Genomic DNA, 26,011 nt, shown 5'->3' with positions numbered 1-26,011 from the left:
ATCCCTGCCCCGGGCCGAGAATCCAAACGAATAACCGGAAAACGGATAATCGGCCCGGGGGTGGGGTGGTGCGCGAGGTCAGTTGCCGAGGAGGCGGACCGAGCTCATGATCTTCTCCTCGGTGGCCTGGTCCACCTCGCCGGGGACCCCGGCCGCGCTCCACAGGACCCAGCTGGCGAAGTCACCCTTGGAGTTGCGGAAGCTGAAGGCGATGCTCTTGCCGTCCGTGGAGCACTTGTTCTCCTTGGGGATGTCGCTGACGGTCGCCGTCGCGTAGTGCCCCTTGAGGCCGGAGAGGGTCGTGAACTCCTTCGACGGGGAGATCTTGACCCTGTCCTCGGGGAGCTTCTGCGAGAAGGCGGCGAACACCCAGGTGCCCGCCTCGCTGTGTGCGGCCCCGGCCGTGTCCTTGGCGCCCTGGCCGCCCTTGGTGCCGGTGCCGGCCAGCCCGGTGCTCTCCTCCTTGCCGTCCTTGTTGGAGTCCACCTTGCACCAGTCCTCCTTGAGGAAGGCGGGTGCGGAGAAGGTGACGAGAGGGGAGCCGTCGCCCTTCTTCGTGTCCTCGAAGCCGGCGATCACCCCGGAGCCGGCCACGTTCCACTCCGGCGGGACGTCGAAGGCGGTGCCGTGCTTCGGGTTCATGACCACCTTCCAGCCCGGGATGACGGGCTTGGCGTCGCCGCCGCCGCGCGGGTTGTCGCTCGGGGCGGGCGGTGCGGCCGAGGTGGCGGGCGCGGAGGAGGCGGCGGCCGGCTTGTTGCTCGCCTGGTTGCTCCCCTTGTCGTCCCGGGTGAGCACGAAGGCTCCGGTCGCGGCCGCCGTCACGACGACCGCCGAGGCGGCCACGATGGCCACGGTCTTCGTCGAGAACGGGCTCCCGCCGGAAGCCCGCGGTGCGGGCGGCTGCGGGGTGGGCTGACCCCACGGCTGGACCGGCGGCGGGGTCTGGTAACCGCCCGCCTGGGGGTAGCCGTAGCCGGGCTGCTGCTGACCGAAACCCGGCTGGGGCTGCTGCTGGTACGGGTTCGGCTGTCCCGGCTGCTGCTGGTACGGGTTCTGTTGCGCGTCCTGGGGGCCCTGCTGTCCCCCGGGCGGCTGCTGCTGTCCTGGCCACATGGCCGGTAACCATAGTGGGAGCGGCCTGCGGGAGCCACGTCCGCCCCCTCGCAGGCTCTGGCCAAGTTCATCTACTCGTGGGTAACATCGCGTGCCATGAGCGCAGAACAGATGAACGTGGGCGAACTGCTCGCCCAGACCGTGCCGATGGCCCGCACCCTCAACCTCGAGTTCCTGGAGACCACCGCGGAGCGCGCCGTCGTCCGGCTCCCGGACCAGCCGGACTTCCACAACCACGTCGGCGGCCCGCACGCCGGCGCGATGTTCACCCTGGCCGAGTCCGCGAGCGGCGCGATCGTCCTGGCCGCCTTCGGCGACCAGCTCTCGCGCGCGGTGCCGCTGGCCGTCAAGGCCGAGATCGGCTACAAGAAGCTCGCCAAGGGCGTCGTGACGGCCACCGCCACCCTCGGCCGCCCGGCCTCCGAGGTCGTCGCCGAGCTCGACGCGGGCGGCCGCCCGGAGTTCCCGGTCACCATCGCGATCCAGCGCGAGGACGAGGCCGTCACGGGCGAGATGACCGTGGTCTGGACGCTGCGTCCCCACGCGACCGCCTGACGGGCCGGTAGCGGGGCGGTGACGTAGCGGGGCGGGCGGCCGCCTGGAGCGCGCCGCGCGCCCACCGTGCGGTTCAGGTCGTCGGGAGGTGTTCGCCGGTCGTTCGCCCCGGGAACCCGTGCTGCGGGCAAAGCCTGTGGTGGGGAGCGGATAGGCTGCTCGTTCGGCGTGTCCCCCGGGCGCGCCGGTGACGACGAGGGAGGGCGAACCGGTGCACGTCCAGGAATGGCTGGAGACGATTCCGGCGATCAGTGTCTATCTCCTGGTGGGTCTGGTCATCGGACTGGAGAGCCTGGGCATCCCCCTGCCCGGAGAGATCATCCTCGTGAGCGCGGCCCTGCTGGCCTCGCAGCAAGGGCACATCGACCCCGTGGTCCTGGGGCTCTGCGCGATCGCGGGGGCGATCGTCGGCGACTCCATCGGGTACGCGATCGGGCGGCGCGGCGGCAAGCCGCTGCTGGAGAAGCTGGGCCGGCGGTTCCCGAAGCACTTCGGGCCGGAGCAGGTGGCCGTGGCGGAGCGCTCGTTCGACCGCTGGGGGATGTGGGCCGTCTTCTTCGGCCGGTTCGTGGCCCTGCTGCGGATCTTCGCCGGGCCGCTCGCGGGTGTGCTGCGCATGCCGTACTGGCGCTTCCTGATCGCCAACGTCCTCGGCGGCATCCTCTGGGCCGGCGGCACCACGGCGGTCATCTACACCGTCGGCATCGTGGCGGAGCCGTGGCTGAAGCGGTTCTCCTGGCTGGCCCTGGTGGCGGCCCTGCTGCTCGGGCTCGTCGTCACGCTGGTGGTCCGCGGCCGGATGAAGAAGGCCGCGGCCGCCGCCCGCGCGGAAGCGGCCCAGCGGGTGACCGCCCCGGCGGGCGCCGCGGACTGACCCACGGCTCCCGGGGCCGCCCGCCCCGGGAGCCCGGCGGCGTCAGGACTCCGGGGTCACCGAGGCCCGGTGCTGCTGCGCCAGCTCCGTGTACATCGCGGCGTTCACCTTGATGTGCTCGCGCTCCTCGGCGGTGAGCTCCCGCCGCACCTTGGCCGGCACGCCCGCGACCAGTGAGCCGGGCGGGACCACCATGCCCTGGGGGACCAGGGCCTGCGCCGCCACCAGCGAACCGGCACCGATCACGGCCCCGTTCAGCACGGTCGCGCCCATTCCGATCAGGCAGTCGTCCTCCACGGTGCAGCCGTGCACGACGGCGTTGTGGCCGATGGAGACCCGCTCGCCGACGGACACCGGGAAGCCGGGGTCCACGTGCAGCGTGCAGTTGTCCTGGACGTTGCTGTCGGCGCCCAGCGTGATCGGGCCGCAGTCGCCGCGCAGCACCGCCGAGTACCAGACGCTGGCGCCGGCGCCCAGGGTGACGTCGCCGACCACGACCGAGGTCGGGGCGGTGAACGCGGTCGGGTCCACGGACGGCCGACGGTCGCCCACGGCCGCGATGAGAGCTCCCTGACCGGCCTGACCACCTTGGCTCGTGTGGCCCGTGTGGCCCGTGTGGCCCGTGTGGCCCGTGTGGTTCGTCATGATCGTTTCCCTCTGTTTCCGGATGCCGCGCTACCGGCACGGTAGGGCACGGGCCGCCCTCGGGCGGCGATGGGGTGAAGATCACAGGAACGCGGTCCCGACGTCCGCCGCGCGGCCCACTACCGTGGCCGGGTGCCGAAGAACCAGAACACGTTCTCATCCCTGGCCGCCCTGCGCCGCCGCGTCGCCAGCCGCGCGGTCCACGCGGGCTGGCGCTGGATGCAGCAGGCCGGCGCGGTCACCGCGCAGAACCCGGGCAGGCTGCGGTTCGGGGCCATCGGCGACGGCACCCGGCTCGCCTTCCCCCAGGGCACCGTCTTCGGCGAGCCGTGGATCCGAATGGGCGGCCACTGCATCATCGCCGAGCAGGTCACGCTGACCGCCGGGATGATGCCCGACCTCGACCTCGGCCCCGACCCCGTACTGGTCCTGGGCAACGGCGTGGTCCTCGGCCGGGGCAGCCACGTCATCGCGGACGCCCGCATCAGCATCGGCGACGACACGTTCTGCGGGCCCGGGGTCTACATCACCTCCACCAACCACAGCTACGACGACCCGCACGAGCCCGTCGGCAAGCAGTGGCCGCGCAGTGCCCCGGTGGAGATCGGCCCGGGCTGCTGGCTGGGCACGGGGGCGGTGATCCTCCCCGGGGCGAAGCTGGGCCGCAACGTGGTGGTGGCCGCGGGGGCCGTCGTACGGGGAGAGGTGCCGGACCACGCCGTGGTGGCGGGGGCCCCGGCCCGGATCGTGCGCCGCTGGGAGCCGGAGACGGGCTGGCAGCCGCCGCTGCGCACCCCGGCGCCGGTGCCGATCCCCGACGGGGTGACCTCGGCGCAGCTGCGCGGCCTGGCGGCGCTGGCCGAGGCCGCGGAGCAGTAGCGCCCCGTCGGCGCGGTCCGGGCGGCGCCGGGCCCGGCGGTGCGGGGCGCAGGCCCGTGGCCTCGGCCCGGCCGGCCTCGGCCCGGCCGGGCGCGGCGTGGGTTCGTACCGCCGAGGGAGGCCCGTGGAGCGGTGGTGAGCCGGCGAGGGCCGACGACGGTTCCGGGCTCAGCCGGCCGCCAGCAGGACCGTGCCGGCCAGGGCCAGGCCGGCGCCCGCCGCCTGGATGCTGCGCAGCCGCTCCCTGAGCACGGCGAAAGCGGCGAGGGCCGTGACCACCGGGTAGAGCGAGGAGAGCACGGCGGCCACCGTGACGGGGCCGTTCTGCGCGGCGAGCGAGTAGGTGCCGTTGGCCGCGACGTCCGCCAGGCCCACGAACACCAGCGCGGGCAGCAGCCCCCACAGGACGCGCGGGCCGGTGCCCTCCGGCAGTGCCGGGACGCCGCGCCGGGTCTGCGCCCACAGGGCGGCCCCGCCGACGGCGACGTTGGTGACCCGCTGGACGAACAGCGCGAGGAACAGTCCGGTGACGGTGGTGGAGGCCTGCGAGATCAGCGCCATCACCGCGCCGAAGCCGAAGGCGGCGACCAGGGTCAGGACCACCGCCTGCCGCTGGACGGGCGCGCCGCGCAGCTCGGGTCCGCCCGCGAGCACGATGCCGACCACGGCCACCGCGATCCCCGCGAACTGGCCCGCCCCCGGCCGCTCGCCGAGCACCAGCCCCACCCCGACCGGCACGACGACACCGACGGAGCCCAGCGGCGAGACCACGCCCATCGGGCCCAGGGCGAGCGCCTTGTAGAAGCTGAGCATCGCCGCCGGTCCGACCAGGCCCGCCGCCACCGCGAACCACAGCTGCGGGCCGGCCTCCCGCCAGGCGCCGGCGGCGAGGACGACGGAGCCGAGCACGAGGACGGCGGCGATCTGCGAGACCACGACCACCGTGAGCGCCGGAAGGCGGCGCGTCAGCAGCCCGCCGCCGAAGTCGGCGAGGCCCCAGAGCAGGGCTGTGGCCAGGGCGAAGAGGGCGGTCATGGCAGGACCTCGCAGTACAGTTCGGTGAACGGTGGAGTGCAGCATCGAATACACCGCAGGTTAGTTCAGTCTGTTGAACTGTGTCATCCAAAATATTGGACGGAATGGTGTCGGATCTCGAACAGCTCACCCAGGCGCTCGCCCGGAACCTCAAGCGGTGGCGCGGGGAGCGCGGTTTCACCCTGGACGCGCTCGCGGCCCGCGCGGGGGTCAGCCGCGGCATGATCATCCAGATCGAGCAGGCCCGTACGAACCCGAGCGTCGGCACCACGGTCAAACTGGCCGACGCCCTCGGGGTGAGCATCACCACCCTGCTCGACCACGACCGCAGCCCGCAGGTGCACGTGGTGCTCCCGGGGCAGGGGGTCCGGATGTGGTCCGGCGAACCGGGCAGCGAGGCGCGCATGCTGCTGGGCGACGACCGGCGCGGCCCGGTGGAGATGTGGACCTACCGGCTGGAGCCCGGCGACGGCACCTCGTCCGACCCGCACCCGGCGGGAACGTTCGAGATGCTGCACGTCACGGAGGGGGAGCTGACCCTCGAGGTCGCCGACGCCCGGCACGTGGTGCCGGCCGGCGGCGCCGTCTCCTTCGAGGCGAACGTCCCGCACGCCTACCGCAACGAGGGCGCGGTGGCGATGGAGATGACCATGGCCGTCTCGATCCCGCCCGTGCAGGGGGCGGACGGCCACCGCTGACGGGGGCTAGAGCGCCGGAATCTCGATGGCGGGGCAGCGGTCCATCACCATCGCCAGCCCGGCCTCGCGGGTCCGGGCGAAGGCGGCCTCGTCGATCACGTTCAGCTGGAACCAGACGGCCTCGGCCCCGGCGGCGACCGCCTCGTCCGCGACCTCACCGGCCAGCGTGCTGTTCACGAAGACGTCCACCACGTCCACCTTGAAGGGGATGGCCTCCAGCGAGGGGTAGCCCGGCTCCCCGTGCACCGTCTCCGCCTTCGGGTGGACGGGCACGACGCGCTTGCCGAACCGCTGGAGCACCTTGGCCACACCGTAGGCCGCCCGGTCCTCGTTGTTGGACAGCCCCACCACCGCCCAGGTGTCGCCGAGCTCGGTGAGGATCCTGCGGATGGTCTCCTGATCGCCGTACACGTGCCGCCTCCTGCTGCCGCCTGCCCCGGCGGATGGTCCCACCGGTTCCGCCGGATCAACGAAAAGGACCCCAGCCCGATTCCCCGTAGACACCTCAGGGCCTTAACTCGTCAAGTCGCCTGGGCGTAGCCCCTGTGTAGCCTGTCGATCTGTTCGAACGAGCAAGGGGGACGCCGGGTGAACATCGAAGGAGCTCATGCTGCGATCCAGCTCCCTGAAGGGAACTGGTGGGACTGGGACGTGGTCGCCTGGGACGGCGGGCAGCTCAGGCTTGCTGCCGGCTACGACCTGGCTTACCACCATGGCCTGGAGCTGGTCTTCGGCGATCCGTTCTTCGTCTGCTGCCCTGCGGCGTTTCACGATCCGATCTTCCGTGCACCGACCGCGGACGAGGTCCTCAGCGTCACGCGTCAGGTCGGCGAAAGGCCGCCCGTCGTGGTCGCCTTCGAGGCCGATGCGGGCGGGCAGGAGCCGGTCTCGTGCCTGATCGCAGCCGAGCGGTTCGAGGTCGTCCAGGAGTCCGTCCTGCGGTACTGGCGCGAGGATGCAGGCCCGGAGCAGCGCTTCGCCCCCTGGGTGCGGTCCCCGGACCAGCAAGCGGCCTCTGGCTAGGCGGCCGCTGTTCCCATCTGGACAGGTGGGGCTGGGAAGGCCAGCTCCTCGTCGTATTGCTGGCCCTGCTGGAGGCAGTGGTAGAGCTGGCCGATCATGCGGTTGAAGAGGTTGCGCTGGGCGGCGGCGTGCCAGTCCGCGTGGTTGTCGCGGCGTCGCCGGTAGTGGGCTTTCGCACCGGGCGAAGCGGTGATCGCGGAGAATGCCCAGAGATAGCCGGCGGCATTGAGGCGGTCGTTCTTCACCCAGCGGCGGGTGATGCTCGACTTCTTGCCGGAGGCCCTGGTGATGGGCGAGGCGCCGGCGTATGCCTTCAGTCCGCGAGCGTCGGCGAACCGTTTCCGGTCGTCGCCGATCTCGGCGAGCACCCGGGCGCCGAACTGGGTCCCGAGGCCGGGGAAGCTGAGGATGATCTCAGCATCCCGGTGCTGCGCGAACGCCTCTTCGACCGCCTCGGCAAGGTTGTCAGCCGCGGTGCAGGCGGCCTCCAGCTGAAGCAGGAGGGCCAGCATCTGCTTGCCAAGTGCATCCTCGACCAGCGGCGGCTGGTGGGCCCACTCGGCTCGGAAGACCTCGCGGAGCCGCTCGGCGCCGGCAGCGATCCCCCTCTGGCGACCGGCCCGCTTGAGCGCGGCCTGTAACTGTGTGCGGGTCAGGCGAGCGGCCTTGGCCGGCGTCGGAGCCAGCTTGAGGATCTGGTGGGCCTCGGGTCGGCAGAGCCCGTTCTTCCAGGGTTCGAAGGCCGCGAGAGCAGCCGGGTAGTACTCGCGCAGCAGGGAACGGAGCTGGTTGGAAATCTGTTGCCGGTTCCAGGTGGCGTCCTGCTGAGCACGGGCGAGGACAGCGACGGCGCGGGCCAGGTCGCTGTCCTGCGGAAGCGGCCTGTGGGCGTGCATGTCGGTCCGCAGCACGTTCGCGAGGACGAGGGCGTCGCCGGGGTCGGACTTCTTGCGGGAGACGGAGTGCCGGTCGCGGTAGCGGGCCGCGGCCATCGGGTTGATCGCGAACACCTGCCGCTTGCCGGTCCGCAGCACCGCCACCAGCAAGCCCCGGGACGTCTCGATTGCCACCGGGATCGGGGATTCTTCCGTGTCACCGTACTCGGCGAGCAGATCCAGCAGGATCTTGTAGCCGGCGGCGTCATCGGTGATGTGCCGCTTGGCCAGTAACTGGCCGCTCTCGTCGACCAGGGCGACGTCGTGCGTGCGTTCCGCCCAGTCGATGCCGCAGAAGATCAAAGTGTTCCTCCCCATGTTGCTATTTGTACTGGTCACGAGCTCATGCGGGACCACGCAGCGACCTAATCCCAGGACTCGACGCGAGGGTCGGTCCGCCACCTCAGTAGCCGTTCGTGGTACCAGCTCACCCCACGGGCCTCGGTCTATGCGGGAGCTTGGTTGGCTCGGGCGTATCGAGAGGTCACCGTGCAGCAGGCTCGCACCGCCAACACCAACGAGTGATCAAGCAGGCAGTGTTGACACCCGGCGACCCTGGGTGGCGTCGCTCTGGCAGGAGGCCTCCGGGCCTGGGGTAGGGAAGACGTCCGCCCAGTGCCGACGGGTGTCAACACCGCTTCATCATGGTGAGAGCCGGGGAGGCGCCGAGACCCGCGCGATCTCCGTGGAGGCATCGCATGCCCGCTTACAGAAAGGCGTCGCCTCGGCACCCGCCCGACCGCCACCACCAAGAGCACCAGGGGCGTCCACCGATCTACGGGAAGGCCTCGCAAGCCCGGGTGGAGCCAGATGTGACGGCCCTGGCGCTCGAACAGCCCACCCGGTTCTCATCCGGCCGGACCGCTCTTAGCAACGGATTAGGGTGGAGCGGTGAAGGCAGACCAGTACGAGACGGTGGCCCGTGAGGGGTCGCACGAGGCCGAGATCAACCGCTCGCGCTTCCTCTGTTCGCTCGCGCCCGCCGCGACCGAGCAGGAGGCGCAGGAGTTCATCGCGCGCATCCGGCGCGAGCACCCCACCGCCACGCACAACTGCTTCGCCTACGTGATCGGCGCCGACGCCTCCATCCAGAAGGCCAGCGACGACGGGGAGCCGGGCGGTACCGCCGGTGTGCCCATGCTGCAGATGCTCACCCGGCGCGACGTGCGCTACGCCGTCGCCGTCGTCACGCGGTACTACGGCGGCGTGAAGCTCGGTGCGGGCGGGCTGATCCGGGCGTACGGCGGGGTCGTCGGGGAGGCCCTCGACGCGCTCGGTACCGTCACCCGCCACCGCTACCGGCTGGCCACCGTCACGGTCGACCACCAGCGGGCCGGCAAGACGCAGAACGACCTGCGCTCCACCGGCCGCGCCGTGCTGGACGTGCGCTACGGGGAGGCCGTCTCGATCGACATCGGCCTGCCCGAGGCGGACGTGGAGTCCTTCCGGGCGTGGCTCAACGACGTCACCGCGGGAACCGCCGGGTTCGCACTCGGCGGAGAGGCCTACGGGGAGGGCTGAGTCCGGGCGCAGGCGGCCGGGGCGGGGGCGGGGACGGGTTACCTTGGATGGCCGGCGCGCAGGGGTGCGCCGGTGCGGGCGGCAGGCGTGGAGGAGAGCGGACGTGCGGGTCGGAGCGGTCGAGTGAAGTTCCTGCACACCTCCGACTGGCACCTCGGCCGGTCGTTCCACCGCGTGAACATGCTCGGAGCCCAGGCCGCCTTCGTCGACCACCTCGTCGAGACCGTGCGCGAACACGGGGTCGACGCGGTCCTCGTCGCCGGGGACGTCTACGACCGGGCCGTGCCCCCGCTGCCCGCCGTCGAGCTCTACGACCGGGCGCTGCACCGGCTCGCCGACCTCGGCGTGCCCACCGTGATGATCTCCGGCAACCACGACTCCGCCCGCCGGCTCGGCGTCGGCGCCGGACTCATCGGCCGGGCCGGGATCCACCTCAGGACCGACCCGGCGGGCTGCGCCGACCCCGTGCTGCTGGCCGACGCGCACGGCGACGTCGCCCTCTACGGGCTGCCGTACCTCGAACCGGCCCTGGTCAAGGACGAGTTCGCCACGGAGAAGGTCAGCCACGAGGCCGTCCTCGGCGCCGCCATGGACCGGATCCGCGCCGACCTGGCCGGCCGGCCCGAGGGCACCCGCTCCGTCGTCCTCGCGCACGCCTTCGTCACCGGCGGGCAGGCCAGCGACAGTGAACGCGACATCGCCGTCGGCGGGGTCGAGGCCGTACCCGCAGGCGTCTTCGACGGCGTCGACTACGCGGCCCTCGGCCACCTCCACGGCTGCCAGACGATCAACGAACGGGTCCGCTACTCCGGTTCCCCGCTCGCCTACTCCTTCTCCGAGGCCGACCACCGCAAGAGCATGTGGCTCGTCGAACTCGGCCCCGCCGGGGAGATCACCGCCGAACGGCTCGACACCCCCGTCCCCCGCTCGCTCGCCCGGCTCCGCGGCCGCCTGGAGGACCTTCTGGACGACCTCGCGCTCACCGGCCGCGAGGACAGCTGGATCGAGGCGGTCCTCACCGACCCCGTCCGCCCCCAGGACCCCATGGCCCGGCTCACCGCCCGCTTCCCCCACACCCTCAGCCTCGCCTTCGAACCCGAGGGCCGCCAGGACGACGGCGACGCCTCCTACGCCCAGCGCCTGCGGGGCCGCAGCGACCAGGAGATCGCCGAGGACTTCGTCGCCCACGTCCGCGGAGGCGGCACCGCCGACGAGGCCGAACGGGCCGTCCTGCGCGGCGCGTTCGAGGACGTACGGGCCGAGGACGGCCGTCTGGAGGCCGGCCGATGAGGCTGCACCGGCTGGAGATCACCGCCTTCGGACCCTTCGCCGCACCCCAGAGCATCGACTTCGACGCCCTCTCCGGCGCCGGGATCTTCCTGCTGCACGGCCCCACCGGCGCCGGCAAGACCTCCGTGCTCGACGCCGTCTGCTACGCCCTGTACGGCTCCGTGCCCGGCTCGCGCCAGGCCCCCGGCACCACCCTGCGCAGCGACCACGCCGCCCCCGGCACCCCGACCGAGGTCACCCTCGAACTCACCGTGGGCGGCCGCCGCCTCGAGATCACCCGCCGCCCCGAACAGGACCGCCCCAAGAAGCGCGGCACCGGCACCACCAAGGACAAGGCCCAGTCCTGGCTGCGCGAGCACACCGGGGCGGGCTGGACCGCGCTCAGCCGCTCCCACCAGGAGATCGGCGAGGAGATCGAACAGCTCCTCGGCATGAGCCGCGAGCAGTTCTGCCAGGTGGTCCTCCTCCCGCAGGGCGAGTTCGCCCAGTTCCTGCGGGCCGGCGCCGAAGCCCGCGGCCGGCTCCTCGGCCGCCTCTTCGACACCCGCCGCTTCGCCGCCGTCGAAACCCTGCTCGCCGAACGCCGCCGGGCCGCCGAGGCCAAGGTGCGGGCCGGCGACGAGAAGGTGCTCGCCGCCGCCCAGCGCCTCGCCCAGGCCGCCGGGGACAGCGCCGACCTGCGGGCCTGGCCCCTGCCCGCCCACCAGCCCGGCGACCCCGGCCTCGCCGGCGCCGTCCGGGCCTGGGCCGCCGTCGCCCGCTGCTCCGCCCGCGAGCGGCTCACCGTCGCCGAGTATGCCCTGGCGGCCGCCGAGGGACGGCACGCCGCGGCCCGGCGCGCCGCTGACGAGGCCCGGGAACTCGACCGGCTCCAGCGCCGCCACGCCGAAACCGCCCGCCGGGCCGACCTGCTGGCGCAGGCCGAGCCGGAGCGCGCCCGGGTGCGGGAGCTGCTGGACCGGGCCCGCCGGGGCGCCCTCGTGGCCCCCGCCCTGGAACTGCGCGGGGCCGCGGCCGCCGCCCACCTCACCGCCGCGCACGCCGAGAGCCTGGCCCGGGCGGAGCTGCCCCCCGCCCTCGCCGGGGCCGGCGCCGAGCAGCTCGGCGCCGTCGAGCAGCGCCTGCGCGAGGACCTCGGCGCGGCCGGCGCCGCCCAGCGGGCGGAACAGCGCAGCGCCGAGATCGGCCGCGAGCGGGCCACGCTGGAGCGCGAGTCGCGTGACGCCGACGAGCAGCACCAGGAGTCCGCCGAGTGGCTGGCCCGCTGGGAGGCCACCCGCGCCGCCCTGCAGGAGCGGGTCGACGCCGCCCAGCAGGCCCTCACCCTCGCCGAGCAGCTCGCGGGCCGGCTGGAGCCCGCCCGGACGCAGCTGGCCGCCGCCCGGCGCCGTGACTCCCTCGCCGCCGACGCCGCAGCCGCCGCCGCAGAGCTGGACTCCGCACGCGAGGAGTCGTTCGCCGCCAAGGAGCGCTGGCTGGACCTCAAGGAGGCCCGGCTGCGCGGCATCGCCGCCGAGCTGGCCGCCGCCCTGACCCCGGGGGAGCCCTGCACGGTGTGCGGATCGGCGCAGCACCCCGCTCCGGCCCGCCCCGCCCCCGGCCATGTGGACCGGGCCGCCGAGGACGCCGCCCACGCCCGCTTCGAGCAAGCCGAGGAACGCCGGACGGCCGCCGAACGGCGCCTCGCCGCCGTCCGGGAGGCCGAGGCCGAGGCGGCCGGCGCCGCGGGCGACGCCACCACCGCCGAACTCCTCGCCCTCACCGCCGACCTGAGCGCCCGCCACGCCACCGCCCACGCCGAGGCCGCCGGACTCCACACGGCCCGCGAACGCCTCGCCCGCGCCGAACGGGAGCACGAGGCGCGCAGCTCCGACCGGCTCGAAGCCGAGCGCCGGGCCGCCGCCCGGGCCTCCCGGCGCGAGGCCCTTGACGAGGAACAGGCCGCCCTCGAAGCCGAACTCGTCCTCGTCCGGGGCGACTCGCCCAGCGTCGCGGCCCGTGCCCGCACCCTGGAGGACCGCATCCGGATGGTCACCACGGCCGCCGCCGCCCTGCGCCGCGCCGAGGAGACCACCGCCCGGCTGAAAGAGGCCGACGACCGGCTCGCCGACGCCGCCTTCAAGGCCGGCTTCGACACCACCGAGGCGGCCGCCGAGGCCGTGCTCCCCGAGTACGAGCGCACCGCCCTCCAGCACCGCCTGGACGCCTGGCAGGCCGAGGAGGCGATGCTCGCCGACCGGCGCGCCGAGACCGACACCGCCGCGGCCGCCGCCCTGCCCCCGGCCGACCCGGCCGCGGCCGAGGCCGCCGGGGAACGGGCCGCCGCCCGGCTGCGCACCGCCGCCTCGGCCGTGGACGCCGCCCGCGTCCGCTGCGCCGAACTGGACCGGCTCTCCCGCCAGGTCGAACAGGAACTGCGCGCCCTGGGCCCGCTGCGCGAGGCCTACGAGCGCGTGGCCCGCCTCGCCGGGCTCACCGCGGGCACCTCCGCCGACAACGAGCGCAAGATGCGGCTGGAGTCGTACGTGCTGGCCGCCCGGCTGGAGCAGGTCGCCGCCGCCGCGACCGTACGCCTGCTGCGCATGTCCGGCGGCCGCTACACCCTCGTCCACTCCGACGCCCGGGCGAGCGGTCGCGGCCGCTCCGGCCTGGGGCTGCACGTGGTGGACTCCTGGACCGGCAGCGAACGCGACACCGCCACCCTCTCGGGCGGCGAGACCTTCTTCGCCTCGCTCGCCCTGGCCCTGGGCCTGGCCGACGTGGTCACCGACGAGGCGGGCGGCATGCGCCTGGACACCCTCTTCATCGACGAGGGCTTCGGCAGCCTCGACGACCAGGCCCTCGACGAGGTCCTCGACGTCCTGGACTCGCTGCGCGAACGCGACCGCAGCGTCGGCATCGTCAGCCACGTCGGCGACCTGCGCACCCGGGTGCAGGCCCAGCTGGAGATCGTCAAGCAGCGCGGCGGCTCCGTGGTGCGCCACCGCACCGCCGGGGTCACGGACTGAGCGGCCGGCGTGCCAGCGGGGACGAGTACACGATGCTGGTCGTCACGGGGCCGAGGCCCGCGGTCCGGCCCGTGACCTCCTCCAGGTGCGCCATCGAACGGGCGGCCACCTTGAGGACGAAGCAGTCGTCGCCGGTGACGTGGTGGGCCTCCAGGATCTCCGGGGTCGCCTCCAGGAAGTCGTGGAACGGCTTGTAGTTGCCGTGCGGATAGCGCAGCCGCACCAGCGCCAGGATCGCCTTGCCGAGCTTTTCGTGGTCCACGACGGCCGTGTAGCCGGTGATGATCCCGGCCTCCTCCATCCGGCGGACCCGCTCGGTGACGGCGCTCGCGGACATGGACACGGCGCGGGCGAGTTCGGTGAAGCTGGCCCGGCCGTCCTGCTGGAGGACCGCCAGGATGCGCCAGTCGGTGGCGTCGGGGGAATATCCGGTCATGGCGGAGGTCTAGCAGGGGATTCCCCGGCCGGACAAGGCGAAGGCCGGGGAATCCCACTTCCCGGAATGATCAGGGGTTCGTAGATTTTGAGCCATGACGACGACGAACACCACGACCGCCCCCGCCCCCGCCAACCCCGTGCTCCGGGTCCCCCCGGCCAGCCCGGCCGCGGCCGCCGCCTACTTCGCGGCCAGCCTGGCCTTCCACGCGGACGTGTCCGACGTCGCCGCGGCCTTCAAGGCGCACCGCGAGCAGGGGGCCGACCTCGGCTTCCAGCTCGTCGACTCCCGCTCCACCCCGTCCTGGGACCAGGCCCACGTGCCCGGCGCGGTCCACCTGCCCACCGCGCTGATCCCCGAACAGGCCGAGAAGCTCCTCGACAAGAACCTCCCCGTGGTCACCTACTGCTGGGGCCCGGGCTGCAACGGAGGCACCCGCTCCGCCCTCGCCCTGGCCGAACTCGGCTTCCAGGTCAAGGAGATGCTGGGCGGCATCGAGTACTGGATCCGCGAGGGCTTCGAGGTCGAGACCTGGGAGGGCCCGCAGCAGCGCGCCGAGGCCGACCCGCTGACCGCCCCGACCGACTCCGACGACTGCGGCTGCTGAACCGCCCCCGCGTACGACGGCCGCCCGCCTCCCCTTCCGAGGGGGAGCGGGCGGCCGTCGGCGCGTCCGGGAGGGATCAGAGCCGCGAGAGCTCGTCCACGAGGTCGTCCAGACCCAGCGAACCCTGCGACAGCGCCGCCATGTGCCAGGCCTTCAGGTCGAAGGACTCGCCGCGCGCGGCGCGGGCGTTGTCCCGGCCCAGCAGCCAGGCGCGCTCGCCCAGCTTGTAGCCGATGGCCTGTCCCGGCATCGACAGGTAGCGGGTCACCTCGCTCTCGATGAAGTCCGCCGGCCGGCCGCTGTGCCGCCCGAAGAACTCCTGCGCCAGGTCCACCGTCCACCGCTCGCCCGGGTGGAACGGCGAGTCCGCCGGGATCTCCAGCCCCAGGTGCATGCCGATGTCCACGATCACGCGCGCGGCGCGCATCATCTGGCAGTCCAGGTAACCCAGGCGCTGCTCGGCGTCCTTGAGGTAGCCCAGCTCGTCCATCAGGCGCTCCGCGTACAGCGCCCAGCCCTCGGCGTTGGCGCTGACGAGACCGACGCTCGCCTGGTAGCGCGAGAGCTGGTCGGCCACGTGCGTCCACTGGGCCAGCTGGAGGTGGTGGCCGGGAACGCCCTCGTGGTACCAGGTGGAGACCAGGTCGTACACGGGGAAGCGGGTCTGGCCCATCGTGGGCAGCCAGGTGCGGCCCGGGCGGGAGAAGTCCTCCGACGGGTTGGTGTAGTACGGGGCCGCCGCGCCGCCCGAGGGGGCGATCTTGGACTCGACCCGCTTGACCCGCTCGGCGAGCTCGAAGTGGGTGCCGTCGAGGTTCTCGATGGCCTCGTCCATCAGGCCCTGCAGCCAGGCCTGGACCTCGTCCACGCCCTCGATGTGGGTGCCGTGCTCGTCCAGGTGGCGCAGCACGTTCCACGGGTTCGGCTCGTCCGGGAGGATCTTGGCCGCCTCGGCCTTCATCTCCCCGAGCAGGCGGTGGTACTCGGCCCAGCCGTAGGAGTACGCCTCGTCCAGGTCCAGGTCGGTCCCGTTGAAGTAGCGCGACCAGCGGGCGTAGCGCTCGCGGCCCACCGGGTCCGGGGCGCCGGCGACGGCCGGGGCGTACACGTCGCGCATCCAGTCGCGGAGTTCGGCCACGGCCGCGGTGGCGGTCGCGGCGGCCCCGTCGAGCTCGGCGCGCAGGGCGTCGGGGCCGGCGGAGACGAACGCGCCGAAGAAGTCCCGTTCCCCGTCGCCGTCCTGGCCGGCCCAGGTGGTGAGCTGGCCGATGAAGGTGGCGGTGGGGCGCGGGCCGGCGAGCAGCCCGCGCTCCAGGCCGAGGGCCAGGCACGCGCGGTAGCCGTCGAAGGCGGCCGGGACGGCGCGCAGCCGCTCGGCGATCGCGGCCCAGTCCTCCTCGGTGTCGGCGGGGGTGAGGGTGAAGACCTCGCGGACCTCGTGCGCCGGGGAGTGGATGTTGCTGACGGCGCGCAGGTCCTCGTCGGCCTCGTGGACGGCGAGTTCGGCGTTCAGGCGCTCGCGCAGCAGACGGCCGCAGCGCCGCTCGGCGTCGGTGTCGGCGCCGGGCAGCCGCTCGGCCTCGTCGAGCCGCGCGAGGGTCTCGCGCGACAGCCGGGCGGCCGCGGCGCGGCCGGCGGGCGAGAAGTCCGGGAGCTTGCCGGAGCTGGCGGCGACACCGAGGTAGGTGCCGATGATCGGGTTGATGGCGATGAGCTCGTCGACGTAGGCGTCGGCGACCTGGCGGGGCAGAAGGGCTGCGCTGTCGCTGTGGAGGGTCTCTGACATGCGGACATCTTCGTACGGAGGGCCCCCCGCCGTCATCACCATACGGGCTTGTTCTCCTGTCGGAGCGCGGATTCCCGGCGCCTGACGGCCTTCACCCGCTCCAGCCGGGCCGTGATCACCAGGGTGCCCTCCTCGATCTGGTAGTCGAGGGGCAGGCCGAGGCCGCGCATGGCGGCGACCATGCCGGTGTTGGAGGCCTGGGTGACGGCGTACACGCTGTCGGAGCCGGCCTCGACGGCCATCGCGAGGAGCCGGCGCAGCAGTTCCGAACCGATGCCCCGCCGCTGCCAGTCGTCCTCGATGAGCAGGGCGACCTCGGTCTCGTCCCCGTCCCACAGCAGGTGGCCCAGGGCGACGAGCCGGCCGGAGGCGGTGGTGGCGGCCAGGGTGCGGCCGAAGCGGGGGCTGAGCAGGTGGCCGAGGTAGCGGTCGGCGTCGGCGACGGGGCCGTGGTAGCGCAGGGCGAGGGTGCGCTCGCTGCACCGGTCGTGCATGGCGCGGGCGGCCGCGAGGTCGGAGCCGTCGGCGCGGCGGACGGTGATCTCGTTGCCCTCGGGGAGGGTGAGCACGTCCTGGCTGCGCGGGACGCGGGGGCCCAGGCGGGCGTCGAGCTCGACCAGGGCGCGGGCCCGGGCGAACTCGGTGGGGGTGAAGGGCAGATAGGGGCGCTCCACGGTGATCGCGCCGCCCGAGGGGTCGCGCAGCCGCATCACCGTGGTCTCCAGGACGCCCTCCACGGGGGCGTCGCCGCCGGTGTTGGGGCGGCCGGAGAGGGTCGTGGCGGGGATGGACCGGATGGTGCAGCGGCCCAGCAGCTGGCGCAGTGCGAGGGGGAGTTCGGCGGCGTCCAGGGCGGTGCGGGTGGCCAGGCCCAGGACCCGGGTGGGGGTGTCCACCAGGTCGTGGGCGTCGGCGCGCTCGATCCAGGTGCTGCGGCCGCCGGCCCGGGCGACGGCCCGGGTGAGGTCGGCGCTGGCCAGGTCCCGGGGGGCGCACAGCAGGAACTCGTCGACCGTGCCGCCCTCGGGGAGGGGGTGGGTCTGGAGGGTCAGGATGTCCACGGCGGCCCGGGCGAGGGCCGTGCACAGCGAGGCGAGGCTGCCGGGTTCGTCGCGCACGGTCGTCCGCATCCGCCACAGGGCGCCGGCCGTGGCCGGTGCGGCGGTGGCGGGGGCTTCCTGCGGGTCGGGCGCGGGCGGACCGGAGGCCGGCGCGCCCCCGGGCGGCGGCGCATGGCTGTGCCGGCGGGCCCACCAGGTGTGGAAGGCCGCCGTGACCAGGAGCGCGACGGCCGAGGCGACCAGCAGGAGCGGGCCGCTCGGGCCGTGCGCGACGAGGTTGGCGATGCCGTCGGCGACGGCCACGGCGCAGAAGAGGGCGGCGAGTTCGACGAGGTCCCGGCGCCAGTGGTGGTGGCGGTGGGCACGCGGGGCGCGGGAGGCAGGGGTACGGTCAGTCATGCAGACCACTCTGGCGCCCGGGTGTTGCGTGATCGCGAACGGTCTGTGACCGACTGGTTAAGTGTCGATCTGGCCGGTTTCTCCCGGTTTTCCAGCCGATTTCAGCTGAACCGTCCTGGTCGGCCGGGTGTTTTCACGAGGCTCACGTGGCTCACGACGCTCACGGCTGTCCCACGCGGCCCGGCTGGAGCACCCGGGTGAAGAGTACGCCGCCTCCCTGGCGGCGCAACCGCACGGTGAGCTCCCCGCTGTCGCCGTCGATCTCGACCTCGCCGTAGTACGGGGGGTTCTCCGCCGGGCACATGTTCGCGACCGGCGCCGACTGCACGTACTCGGTGCGCGGCCCGAAGGTGGCGTCCAGCTTGCCGGCCGGGAAGCCGCCCGCGCCGATGGGCCCGGAGACGAACTCCCAGAACGGGGCGAAGTCGCCGAAGGCCGCGCGCTCGGGGGCGTAGTGGTTGGCGGCGGTGTAGTGGACGTCGGCGGTGAGCCAGAGGGTGCCCGTGATGTGCTGGTGCTTGATGTGGCGCAGCAGGTCGGCGATCTGGAGCTCGCGCCCCAGCGGGGCCCCCGGGTCGCCCTGGGCGACCGCCTCGAAGTCCACGGCCCCGTCGGGCACCACGATGCCCAGCGGCATGTCGGCGGCGATCACCTTCCAGGTGGCCCGGGAGCGCGACAGCTCCCGCTTGAGCCAGGCCAGCTGTTCGGTGCCGAGGATGCCGACCGGGTCGTCGCTCTGACGGCCGGGCGAGTTGGCGTCGCGATAGGTGCGCATGTCGAGCACGAACACGTCCAGCAGCGGGCCGTGCCGCAGCACCCGGTACATCCGCCCCTCCGCGCGCCCGCCCCGCAGGTCGGTCACGGGGAAGTACTCGCCGAAGGCCTGGCGGGCACGGGCCGCGAGGGTGTCGACGTCCTTGACGGTGTAGCGCGGGTCGTCGAGCAGCTGGCCCGGGTACCAGTTGTTGCGCACCTCGTGGTCGTCCCACTGGGCCAGGACCGGGACCTGGGCGTAGAACTCGCGCAGGTTGTGATCGAGCAGGTTGTAGCGGAAGTTCCCGCGGAACTCGGCGAGGGTCTCGGCGACCTTGGCCTTCTCCTCGGTGGTGACGTTGTGCCAGACGCGGCCGTCGGGCAGGGGCACGGCCGCCTTGAGCGGCCCGTCGGCGTAGATGGTGTCGCCGCTGAAGAGGAAGAAGTCGGGGTCGCGCAGCCGCATCTCGTCGAAGACGCGGTACCCGCCCAGCTCCGGGTTGATGCCCCAGCCCTGGCCCGCCAGGTCGCCGGACCACAGGAAGCGCACGCTCTGGCGGCGGGAGACGGGGGTGGTGCGGAAGCTGCCGCGCACCGGCTCGCCGCAGCGGCGGGGGTCGTCGGGGTCGGTGAGCACGACCCGGTAGTGGAGCTGCCGGCCGGGAGGGAGGTCGCGCAGGGTGGTGGTGCCCGTGAAGTCGGTGGCCGGGCCGAGGAAGGGCCCGCCGTGGCGGTGGACGCCGTAACGGAACGACTCGCTCGGGGAGGTCTCGACGTACATCCGCGCCGGCCGGTCGGAGCGCGTCCACACGGTGGCCGAGTGCGCGGTGATCTCCCCGGCCTGGACGCCCCAGAGGGCGGCCGGGCGGCCGGAGCGGGTGAAGGCGGGGACCCGCGGCGAGGCGGCCAGTGCGGGCGCGGCGAGCGCCGTGGACAGGGCCAGGCCCACCGGCACGGCGAGTGACCCGTCGAGCAGGGACCGTCGGGTGTGCGGCATCGAGGCCATGGGGGCGTCTCCAGGGACGGCAGGGGGGATGGCCGGACCAGTGTGCCGTCGCACACCGGACCGGCCGGGTCGCCCACGCGAACCGTGGATGAACACCCGTCAGCCGATCACGACCGGCGCGGCCGCGACCGCGGCCGCCGCGCCGTCAGGCGTCGATGCGGGCGCCGTCGTCGGAGGCGGTGTCGTGCGCCGGGCCCTGCGCGGCGGCGGGTTCCGTGCCGTGCGCCGTGTCGCGGATGACCCGGGCGACCAGCGCGGGGTCGTCGTTCATCGGGACGTGTCCGCAGCCCCGCAGCCGCACCAGCCGGGCCCCGGGGATCGTCCGCTTGGCGCGCGGGCCCTGGCGGGGGAGCAGCAGCCGGTCGCGGGAGCCCCAGGCGATCGTCACGGGCAGCCCGGGCAGGTCGTGGGTGAACCGGACCGAGTCACCCGCGGCCAGCGTCCGCTCGAAGCCGGTGGCGCCCCGCAGGGCCAGGGTCTCGGCGACGACGGCCTCCGGGGCGCGGCGGCCCGGGCGGGCGTAGATGGCGCCGGTGAGCGCGGCGCGGCCGGCGGCGCTGCGGGCGAGCCGTTCCAGGAGGGAGTGGGGCAGGGCCCGGGCGCCGGCCCGCATCGCGCGCAGGGCGCAGAAGGCGTACACCCCCTCGGCCTCCGTCCAGAACCCGGCGGGGGAGAGGGCGGTGACGGAGCGGGCGAGACCCAGGCGCCCCATCTCGAGGGCGAGCAGCCCGCCGAGGGAGTTCCCCGCGACGTGCGGACGCTCGGCACCGAGCGCGGCGCAGAGCTTCCCGAGCGCCGGGGCGACGGTGGCGAGGTCGTAGGGGACGCCCGGCGGGAGGGGCTCGGAGGCGCCGAAGCCGGGCAGGTCGACGCAGATCACGTCGTACTCGGCCGCCAGGATGTCGGAGACCGGGTGCCAGGCCTGCAGGTGGTGGCCGATGCCGTGCAGCAGGAGGAGGGGTTCGCCCGCCCCCTTGCGCTCGTGGGCGACGGTGGCGGTGCGGGGACCCAGCGGCGAATCGATCGTGAAGGAGACCGTGGCGGTCATGCTGCTCCTCGTCGGGTGGGCGCGAGTGGGAGGGGCCGTCGGAGACGACCGCCCCATCATTACCGTCCGGTAGCCGTCGACGCGGGAGCTTGGGGAAACGTGCGGTGGGCACGAACATCCCGTGAACGTCTTGCTACATATGCCCGTTCTGCCCGGCAGGCTGGCCAGGATTGGTCTTGACCAAGGGGGTGCACCGTCCTATCGTCGCAGGGATAGTGCAGGAACCTTTAATAAACAAAGGCGCGGAACTGCGGCGCGGAACTGCGGCGCGGAACTGCCGCTGGAACCACCGCCGGACACGGCGACGGCGGCGATCGCAGGAGGAGTCAGGGTGGGGACCACGCAGCTCGAATCGGTACCGGAGCCGAAGTACTGGCACCTCAAGACCGTGCTCAGCGAAGCGCTGGACCGGGACTTCGCGGTCGGCGAGGTCCTGCCCAACGAGCGTGAGCTCGCCGCGCGCTTCGGAGTCGCCCGCGCCACCCTGCGGCAGGCCCTGGAGCAGCTCGAACTCGAAGGCCGCCTGCAGCGCCGCCGCGGGGTCGGCACGACCGTCGCCCCGCCGCGCGTGGGCGTGGCCGTCGGCAGCACGGGGCAGGGCTGGCCGGGCGAGGGCGCCGACGGCTGGGAGGCCGTGGACGCCGTCGAGGCCGTCCCGGCCGGCGCGGTCCTCGCGCTGCTCGGCACCGACGACGGCCAGGCGGTCCACACGGTGCGCCGGACCCGCGTCACCCAGGGCCAGGCCGTAGCGGCCGAACTGCTGTACGTGCCCGCCGCTTCCGTACCCGGGCTGTCCGCCATCGACGCCCTCGCCGGGCCCGCGCGGGCGCGCGCCGTCCTGCGGGAACTCCAGCGGCTCGCCCTGGACGGGCAGGACCGGTCGGTCGAGCTGGGCTCCGCCCGCGCCGACGACGCCAAGGAACTGGACCGGCTGCCGGGCGCCCCGGTACTCGTGGTCACCACCCGCTACTTCACCGCGGAGGGCACGGCCGCCGTCTCGGTGGCCACCTACCGCGCCGACACCTGCCGCCTCACCTTCGGCGACTCCGGCATGGAGATCACGGAGACCCGCGCCGCCTCCTGAAGCCGCGGGGCGGTATGCAGCCCCGCGCGGGGCCCTTTCAGCGGTAGCCGCAGGAGTCCGGGGCCCTTCCGCCCCGCCGGCTCTTGAGGCGGAAACGGTGACAGAGCGGGGCGGGGGCGGGGCCGCAGGGCGAGGCGGCACCGCCCCCGCCCCCTGGCGGAGTCACCTGGCGGTGACGGTCCTCTCCACCGCGAACAGCTCGCGCTCCACATGGTCCAGCGCGAGCCGCAGCGCCCCCGTGGCCACGGCGGCCTCACCCAGCAGCGACAACGCCACCCGCGGCGGCCGCAGGCAGTACCTCTCCAGCTCCCGCCGCAGCGGTTCGAGCACCCCGTCCAGTCCGGCGGCCCACCCGCCGACCACCACCAGCTCCGGATCCATCGCCAGCACCAGCGCCGCCACGTCGTGCACCAGCCGCTGGAGGAACCGTTCCACCGCGGCCACCGCCTGCTCGTCGCCCCGCTTGGCCATCGCGAAGACCTCGGCGACCGCCGGCTCGTCCAGCGGATGCAGCGGTTCGCCCGTCGTCGACAGCAGCCGCTCCGGGCTGGCTTCCCGTCCCAGCAGGTGCAGTGCGCCGATCTCGCCCGCCGCACCGCCGAAGCCGCGGTGCAGCCGGCCGCCGATGAGGGAGCCCGCGCCCGGGCTGAGGCCGGCCATCACGAACACCATGTCGTCGGTGTCCCGCGCCGCACCCTTCCAGTGTTCGGCGACGGCCGCCGCGTTGGCGTCGTTCTCCACCCGGACCGGACAGCGGAAGGAGCGCCGCAGCCGCTCCCCGAGGGGCAGCCCGGTCCAGCCGGGCAGCGCCGTACCCAGGCGGACGGTGCCGTCGGCCTCCACGATGCCCGGACTGCCGACTCCGACCGCCCGCAGCGAGTCGCGCGGGATGCCGGCCCGGCGCAGCAGATCGGCCACCGCCACCCTGACCCGCTCCAGCCGCTCGTCGGCCGACGCGGTCTCGGCCACGTCCTTCGTCCCGGCCCCGATCACCCGGCCGTCGAGGCCGGACAGCAGTACCGCGATCCGGTGCGAGCCGATCTCGATGCCGAGCAGATGGCCGGCCTCGGCCCGGAACCGGAACCGTCTCGCCGGCCGTCCCTGGCGTCGCGCGCCTTCCTCCGCGTCGGCCTCGACCACCAGGCCGGCGCCCATCAGACCCTCCACCACCCCCTCGACCGTCGGCCGGGAGAGCCCGGTCACCCGGGTCAGGTCGGTGAGCGTCGGCGATTCGGCAGCGCGTAGCGCGCGCAGCACCACGGCCGAATTGATCCGCCTGAGCAGAGAGGGATCCCCGCCGGTCAGCTGCCCCAACGTGTGTCCTCCCAGCTAGCGGCCCTGTCAGCCGGATCGTACTGCGCCCCCGCCGTCGCGGCGAGAAGCGGCCCCCTCACGCCGGCGAGACGAACCCGGACTCGTACGCGGTGATCACCGCCTGGGTGCGGTCACGGGCCCCCAGCTTGCCCAGGATGGCGCTGACGTGCGACTTGACCGTCTCCGTGCCGACGATCAGCTCGCGGGCGATCTCCACATTGGTCAGGCCGCGCGCCATGAGCCGCAGGACCGCCTCTTCCCGCTCGGTCAGCGCCGCCCGCTCCAGGACGGCGCGGGCCTGCCGGTTGCCGTACTCGGCGGCGAGGGACCGCACCGCCGCCGGGAACAGCAGCGTCTCCCCCTCCGCCACCAGCCGCACCGCGTGCACGATCTCCGCGGGCCGCGCCCGCTTCAGCAGGAAACCGTCGGCCCCTGCGCGCAGCGCCTGGTAGACGTACTCGTCGTTCTCGAAGGTCGTCACCACGATGATCTTCGGCGGCGAGTCCACCGACCGCAGGACCGCCCGGGTCGCCTCGATCCCGTCGAGCAGCGGCATCCGCACGTCCATCGCCACCACGTCCGGGCGCAGTTGGCGGACGAGGGGGATGACGGACGCCCCGTCGGCCGCCTCCCCCACCACCTCGATGTCGGGCTGGGAGTCCAGGACCGCGCGCAGACCCGCGCGCACCAGGGGTTCGTCGTCGACGAGCAGTACGGTAACCGGCATCCGGTCAGCGTATTCGCTCCAGCGGAAGCCTCGCGCGCACCCGCCAGACCCCCTTGTGGGGGCCGGTTTCGGCTTCGCCGCCGAGCAGCGACGCCCGCTCCCGCATCCCGCGGAGTCCGCTTCCCCCGCCCGTGCTGACGCAGGGGCCCTCCGGCAGGGGGTTCGTCACCTCCAGCTCCAGCCGGCCCCCGGTCGTCTCGACCCGGACGCGGACCGGGACGGGCCCGCAGTGCCGCAGCACGTTCGTGAGCGCCTCCTGCAGGATCCGGTACCCCTCCCGGGTGACGGGGCCGGGCAACTCCTCCAGCGCACCCGACAGTTCGGCCTCCACCGCAGCCCCCGAGGCCCGGGCCGACTCCAGCAGGCGGTCCGCCTCGGCCAGGGTCGGCCGCTGCGAGGCCGGCTGCGCCGACTCCCGCAGCACCAGCAGCACCCGCTCCAGATCCTCCAGCGCGGCCCGGCCCGTCTCCTCGATCGCGTTCAGCGCGCGGTCGGTGAACTCCGGGTCACCGGCGGCCCGCGCGGCCCCCGCCTGCACCACCGCCACCGTCAGCGCGTGCCCGATGGAGTCGTGCAGCTCCCGCGCGATCCGGGTCCGTTCCAACAGCTGTTCCGTACGGGCCTCCAGCGCACTGAGCCGCTCGGCGGCCGACGGGCCCAGCAGCCGGCCCGCCACCAGGGTGATCAGCTCGCCGAGCAGGAACACGACCACCACCAGCAGGACCAGCGGCAGGGGCGCCAAGGCCACCGCCACCCACGGGGCGGTCGTGTCCGGCAGGATCCACTCCAGCTCCTTGCTCGGCCCGCGTCCGCAGGCCAGGGCGATCAGGTCGAGGGTGATGACCGGCAGCCAGACCGTGGCGCCCAGGGCGACCGCGGCGAAGAGCATCCGGGTCTCCAGCCACAGCAGCGTCCGCCAGCGATCGGCCCAGCGCGCGGACGGCTCCGCGCTTATGGTGCCGTCGGCGCCGTCCCGCTCGTACGGGGCGAGCAGGAACCGTGCCTGGAGCCCTTCGGCCATCCGGACCCAGGGCACGAAGCCGAAGGGCACGACGATCAGCAGCGGCATCCACGGTTTCCCGGGGTCTATGAACAGCCATACGGCCAGCAGCAGCACGGGTACGCACAGGTGCAACCAGCGGGAGTACGTCACTGGTTGGAACGGAGCGCGCAGGAGTCGGTACATGCCCCCATCGTCGCAGCGCCCGATCACCGGGCGTCTCCCCCGTACGGGGGAGACGGGACCCTCGCATGGGGGAGGGAGGGGGCGGGGGCCGACGGCGAGCCTTGAGGCATGAACAGCATCGAGTTCCGCGAACTGACCAAGGCCTACGGCGCTTCCCCGGCCGTGGACCACCTCACCTTCGATGTCCTGCCCGGGCGGGTCACCGGCTTCCTCGGACCCAACGGCGCCGGGAAGTCGACCACGATGCGCCTGCTGCTCGGTCTGGACCGCCCGACCTCGGGCACGGCCACCATCGGCGGAGAGCGCTACCAGGACCTCCGGGACCCGCTGCGCCGGGTCGGGGCGCTCCTCGACGCCCAGGCGGCGCACGGAGGGCGCACCGCGCGGGACCACCTGCGCATGCTCGCGGCGGCCGGCGGGATCCCGGCGGACCGGGTGCGGGCGGTCATGGAGCAGACCGGTATCGCCTCGGTGGCCGGCCGGCGGGTCAAGTCCTTCTCCCTCGGCATGCGCCAGCGCCTGGGCATCGCCTCGGCCCTGCTCGGCGACCCGGAGGTCCTGCTCCTGGACGAGCCCACCAACGGCCTCGACCCGGAGGGCATCGTCTGGATCCGCGAGCTGCTGCGCGAGCTGGCCGATGACGGCCGCACCGTCCTGGTCTCCAGCCACCTGATGTCGGAGACCGCGGCCTTCGCCGACCACCTGATCGTCCTCGGCCGCGGCCGGCTGCTGGCCGACACGTCGATGGAGGAGTTCATCGACGCCCGCAGCACCCCGCGGGTGCGGCTGCGCACCTCCGAACCGGCCCGGCTGCGGACGGCCCTGGCCCGGGAGGGGTTCGAGCTGGCCGACGCCGACGGCGGGCGCTTGACCGTCGAGGGCATACAGGCCGAGCAGCTCGGCCGGCTGGCCGCCCGTGAGGGCGTCCCCGTGCTCGAACTCACCGACGAGCGGGCCTCACTGGAGCAGGCCTACCTCGACCTGACCGCAGAACACGCCCAGTTCGCCGCCACCCGCTGAACCCC

General features: G+C 73.7%; 24 protein-coding genes. 11 read left to right on the top strand and 13 right to left on the bottom strand.

Annotated features, from left to right (window positions below; translation table 11 throughout):
* Positions 1-78 precede the first annotated feature (78 nt).
* Positions 79-1,116 carry a hypothetical protein gene (locus B4U46_RS37265; protein ID WP_079424756.1) on the bottom strand — a complete coding sequence of 346 codons (1,038 nt, stop codon included), beginning with the start codon at positions 1,114-1,116 and terminating at the stop codon, positions 79-81.
* A 96-nt stretch (positions 1,117-1,212) separates the two neighbouring features.
* Between B4U46_RS37265 and B4U46_RS06130 the strand changes: the two genes are divergently transcribed.
* Together B4U46_RS06130 and B4U46_RS06125 are read left to right on the top strand one after the other, a co-directional pair.
* Positions 1,213-1,671 carry a DUF4442 domain-containing protein gene (locus B4U46_RS06130; RefSeq protein WP_185117385.1) on the top strand — a complete coding sequence of 153 codons (459 nt, stop codon included), beginning with the start codon at positions 1,213-1,215 and terminating at the stop codon, positions 1,669-1,671.
* 211 nt (positions 1,672-1,882) lie between these two features.
* Positions 1,883-2,545 carry a DedA family protein gene (locus B4U46_RS06125; protein ID WP_079424754.1) on the top strand — a complete coding sequence of 221 codons (663 nt, stop codon included), beginning with the start codon at positions 1,883-1,885 and terminating at the stop codon, positions 2,543-2,545.
* Between the two features lie 42 nt (positions 2,546-2,587).
* On the opposite strand, the gene B4U46_RS06120 is transcribed toward B4U46_RS06125, so the two are convergent.
* Positions 2,588-3,190, bottom strand: coding sequence for a gamma carbonic anhydrase family protein (locus B4U46_RS06120; RefSeq protein ID WP_237292682.1), 603 nt, complete (start codon positions 3,188-3,190; stop codon positions 2,588-2,590).
* 132 nt (positions 3,191-3,322) lie between these two features.
* Here B4U46_RS06120 and B4U46_RS06115 point away from each other — a divergent pair, with 132 nt between their 5' ends.
* Positions 3,323-4,069, top strand: a complete 747-nt coding sequence (locus B4U46_RS06115) for an acyltransferase (RefSeq protein WP_079424753.1) — start codon at positions 3,323-3,325, stop codon at positions 4,067-4,069.
* 168 nt (positions 4,070-4,237) lie between these two features.
* Here the strand turns inward: B4U46_RS06115 and B4U46_RS06110 are convergent, their stop codons facing one another.
* Positions 4,238-5,104, bottom strand: a complete 867-nt coding sequence (locus tag B4U46_RS06110; RefSeq protein WP_079424751.1) for an EamA family transporter — start codon at positions 5,102-5,104, stop codon at positions 4,238-4,240.
* Positions 5,105-5,211: 107 nt separating this feature from the next.
* Between B4U46_RS06110 and B4U46_RS06105 the strand changes: the two genes are divergently transcribed.
* Positions 5,212-5,802 carry a helix-turn-helix domain-containing protein gene (locus B4U46_RS06105; RefSeq protein WP_079431592.1) on the top strand — a complete coding sequence of 197 codons (591 nt, stop codon included), beginning with the start codon at positions 5,212-5,214 and terminating at the stop codon, positions 5,800-5,802.
* A gap of 6 nt (positions 5,803-5,808) precedes the next feature.
* Here B4U46_RS06105 and B4U46_RS06100 read toward each other — a convergent pair whose 3' ends face one another.
* The gene (locus B4U46_RS06100) at positions 5,809-6,213 is read right to left on the bottom strand and encodes a CoA-binding protein (protein WP_079424749.1); all 405 of its coding nucleotides are present in this window, start codon (positions 6,211-6,213) and stop codon (positions 5,809-5,811) included.
* Between the two features lie 177 nt (positions 6,214-6,390).
* On the opposite strand from B4U46_RS06100, the gene B4U46_RS06095 reads away from it, so the two are divergent.
* A complete protein-coding gene (locus B4U46_RS06095; RefSeq protein ID WP_123996043.1) occupies positions 6,391-6,825 on the top strand; it encodes a hypothetical protein in 435 nt (144 codons plus the stop codon).
* Here the strand turns inward: B4U46_RS06095 and B4U46_RS06090 are convergent.
* Positions 6,822-8,078 (bottom strand): IS110 family transposase, encoded by a 1,257-nt coding sequence (locus tag B4U46_RS06090; protein ID WP_162501095.1) that lies wholly within the window; start codon positions 8,076-8,078, stop codon positions 6,822-6,824. The genes B4U46_RS06095 and B4U46_RS06090 overlap by 4 nt on opposite strands.
* 573 nt (positions 8,079-8,651) lie before the next feature.
* Here B4U46_RS06090 and B4U46_RS06085 point away from each other — a divergent pair.
* The 3 genes from B4U46_RS06085 to B4U46_RS06075 all read left to right on the top strand — a co-directional run bounded on the left by B4U46_RS06085 (position 8,652) and on the right by B4U46_RS06075 (position 13,579).
* Positions 8,652-9,281, top strand: coding sequence for a YigZ family protein (locus B4U46_RS06085; RefSeq protein WP_079424743.1), 630 nt, complete (start codon positions 8,652-8,654; stop codon positions 9,279-9,281).
* A gap of 123 nt (positions 9,282-9,404) precedes the next feature.
* Positions 9,405-10,571: an exonuclease SbcCD subunit D gene (locus B4U46_RS06080; protein ID WP_079424741.1), complete on the top strand. Its 1,167-nt coding sequence runs from the start codon at positions 9,405-9,407 to the stop codon at positions 10,569-10,571.
* The gene (locus B4U46_RS06075; protein ID WP_079424739.1) at positions 10,568-13,579 is read left to right on the top strand and encodes an AAA family ATPase; all 3,012 of its coding nucleotides are present in this window, start codon (positions 10,568-10,570) and stop codon (positions 13,577-13,579) included. Before B4U46_RS06080 ends, B4U46_RS06075 begins: the two co-directional genes overlap by 4 nt.
* On the opposite strand, the gene B4U46_RS06070 is transcribed toward B4U46_RS06075, so the two are convergent.
* Positions 13,569-14,015: an Lrp/AsnC family transcriptional regulator gene (locus B4U46_RS06070; protein ID WP_079424737.1), complete on the bottom strand. Its 447-nt coding sequence runs from the start codon at positions 14,013-14,015 to the stop codon at positions 13,569-13,571. The two genes, B4U46_RS06075 and B4U46_RS06070, sit on opposite strands and share 11 nt — an antisense overlap.
* A gap of 94 nt (positions 14,016-14,109) precedes the next feature.
* Between B4U46_RS06070 and B4U46_RS06065 the strand changes: the two genes are divergently transcribed.
* On the top strand, positions 14,110-14,622 hold the full coding sequence (locus B4U46_RS06065; RefSeq protein ID WP_079424735.1) for a rhodanese-like domain-containing protein: 513 nt from the start codon (positions 14,110-14,112) through the stop codon (positions 14,620-14,622).
* A gap of 76 nt (positions 14,623-14,698) precedes the next feature.
* On the opposite strand, the gene B4U46_RS06060 is transcribed toward B4U46_RS06065, so the two are convergent.
* From B4U46_RS06060 to B4U46_RS06045, 4 genes are all read right to left on the bottom strand, one after another.
* Entirely contained in the window at positions 14,699-16,408 is a 1,710-nt protein-coding gene (locus B4U46_RS06060; RefSeq protein ID WP_079431591.1) for a DUF885 domain-containing protein, read from the bottom strand.
* Positions 16,409-16,443: 35 nt separating this feature from the next.
* Complete coding sequence (locus B4U46_RS06055) at positions 16,444-17,868, bottom strand: GNAT family N-acetyltransferase (RefSeq protein ID WP_079424734.1); 1,425 nt, start codon at positions 17,866-17,868, stop codon at positions 16,444-16,446.
* Between the two features lie 160 nt (positions 17,869-18,028).
* The gene (locus B4U46_RS06050; protein WP_398909265.1) at positions 18,029-19,627 is read right to left on the bottom strand and encodes an alkaline phosphatase D family protein; all 1,599 of its coding nucleotides are present in this window, start codon (positions 19,625-19,627) and stop codon (positions 18,029-18,031) included.
* Between the two features lie 145 nt (positions 19,628-19,772).
* The gene (locus B4U46_RS06045; RefSeq protein ID WP_079424732.1) at positions 19,773-20,675 is read right to left on the bottom strand and encodes an alpha/beta fold hydrolase; all 903 of its coding nucleotides are present in this window, start codon (positions 20,673-20,675) and stop codon (positions 19,773-19,775) included.
* A 331-nt stretch (positions 20,676-21,006) separates the two neighbouring features.
* Here B4U46_RS06045 and B4U46_RS06040 point away from each other — a divergent pair, with 331 nt between their 5' ends.
* Positions 21,007-21,759 carry a GntR family transcriptional regulator gene (locus tag B4U46_RS06040; RefSeq protein WP_079424731.1) on the top strand — a complete coding sequence of 251 codons (753 nt, stop codon included), beginning with the start codon at positions 21,007-21,009 and terminating at the stop codon, positions 21,757-21,759.
* A 162-nt stretch (positions 21,760-21,921) separates the two neighbouring features.
* On the opposite strand, the gene B4U46_RS06035 is transcribed toward B4U46_RS06040, so the two are convergent.
* From B4U46_RS06035 to B4U46_RS06025, 3 genes are all read right to left on the bottom strand, one after another.
* Entirely contained in the window at positions 21,922-23,073 is a 1,152-nt protein-coding gene (locus B4U46_RS06035; RefSeq protein ID WP_079424729.1) for an ROK family transcriptional regulator, read from the bottom strand.
* A 76-nt stretch (positions 23,074-23,149) separates the two neighbouring features.
* Positions 23,150-23,800, bottom strand: a complete 651-nt coding sequence (locus B4U46_RS06030; protein ID WP_079424728.1) for a response regulator — start codon at positions 23,798-23,800, stop codon at positions 23,150-23,152.
* A 4-nt stretch (positions 23,801-23,804) separates the two neighbouring features.
* Complete coding sequence (locus B4U46_RS06025) at positions 23,805-24,986, bottom strand: sensor histidine kinase (RefSeq protein ID WP_079424726.1); 1,182 nt, start codon at positions 24,984-24,986, stop codon at positions 23,805-23,807.
* Between the two features lie 108 nt (positions 24,987-25,094).
* Here B4U46_RS06025 and B4U46_RS06020 point away from each other — a divergent pair, with 108 nt between their 5' ends.
* Positions 25,095-26,006: an ABC transporter ATP-binding protein gene (locus B4U46_RS06020; RefSeq protein ID WP_079424725.1), complete on the top strand. Its 912-nt coding sequence runs from the start codon at positions 25,095-25,097 to the stop codon at positions 26,004-26,006.
* The last annotated feature ends 5 nt before the right edge of the window (positions 26,007-26,011 follow it).

The sequence above is a fragment of the Streptomyces katrae genome (assembly GCF_002028425.1).
GTDB classification, from domain to species: domain Bacteria; phylum Actinomycetota; class Actinomycetes; order Streptomycetales; family Streptomycetaceae; genus Streptomyces; species Streptomyces katrae_A.
Note: the sequence above shows the minus strand (reverse complement) of the source record. Positions and strands in the feature narration are given on the sequence as shown.

What these genes read in the sequence shown, in the direction of transcription:
- B4U46_RS37265 (WP_079424756.1), bottom strand. Translation starts at nt 1,116, where the DNA reads ATGTGGCCAGGACAGCAGCAGCCGCCCGGGGGACAGCAGGGCCCCCAG.
- B4U46_RS06130 (WP_185117385.1), top strand. Translation starts at nt 1,213, where the DNA reads ATGAGCGCAGAACAGATGAACGTGGGCGAACTGCTCGCCCAGACCGTG.
- B4U46_RS06120 (WP_237292682.1), bottom strand. Translation starts at nt 3,190, where the DNA reads ATGACGAACCACACGGGCCACACGGGCCACACGGGCCACACGGGCCAC.
- B4U46_RS06110 (WP_079424751.1), bottom strand. Translation starts at nt 5,104, where the DNA reads ATGACCGCCCTCTTCGCCCTGGCCACAGCCCTGCTCTGGGGCCTCGCC.
- B4U46_RS06090 (WP_162501095.1), bottom strand. Translation starts at nt 8,078, where the DNA reads ATGGGGAGGAACACTTTGATCTTCTGCGGCATCGACTGGGCGGAACGC.
- B4U46_RS06075 (WP_079424739.1), top strand. Translation starts at nt 10,568, where the DNA reads ATGAGGCTGCACCGGCTGGAGATCACCGCCTTCGGACCCTTCGCCGCA.
- B4U46_RS06070 (WP_079424737.1), bottom strand. Translation starts at nt 14,015, where the DNA reads ATGACCGGATATTCCCCCGACGCCACCGACTGGCGCATCCTGGCGGTC.
- B4U46_RS06065 (WP_079424735.1), top strand. Translation starts at nt 14,110, where the DNA reads ATGACGACGACGAACACCACGACCGCCCCCGCCCCCGCCAACCCCGTG.
- B4U46_RS06060 (WP_079431591.1), bottom strand. Translation starts at nt 16,408, where the DNA reads ATGTCAGAGACCCTCCACAGCGACAGCGCAGCCCTTCTGCCCCGCCAG.
- B4U46_RS06055 (WP_079424734.1), bottom strand. Translation starts at nt 17,868, where the DNA reads ATGACTGACCGTACCCCTGCCTCCCGCGCCCCGCGTGCCCACCGCCAC.
- B4U46_RS06050 (WP_398909265.1), bottom strand. Translation starts at nt 19,627, where the DNA reads ATGGCCTCGATGCCGCACACCCGACGGTCCCTGCTCGACGGGTCACTC.
- B4U46_RS06045 (WP_079424732.1), bottom strand. Translation starts at nt 20,675, where the DNA reads ATGACCGCCACGGTCTCCTTCACGATCGATTCGCCGCTGGGTCCCCGC.
- B4U46_RS06030 (WP_079424728.1), bottom strand. Translation starts at nt 23,800, where the DNA reads ATGCCGGTTACCGTACTGCTCGTCGACGACGAACCCCTGGTGCGCGCG.
- B4U46_RS06025 (WP_079424726.1), bottom strand. Translation starts at nt 24,986, where the DNA reads ATGTACCGACTCCTGCGCGCTCCGTTCCAACCAGTGACGTACTCCCGC.
- B4U46_RS06020 (WP_079424725.1), top strand. Translation starts at nt 25,095, where the DNA reads ATGAACAGCATCGAGTTCCGCGAACTGACCAAGGCCTACGGCGCTTCC.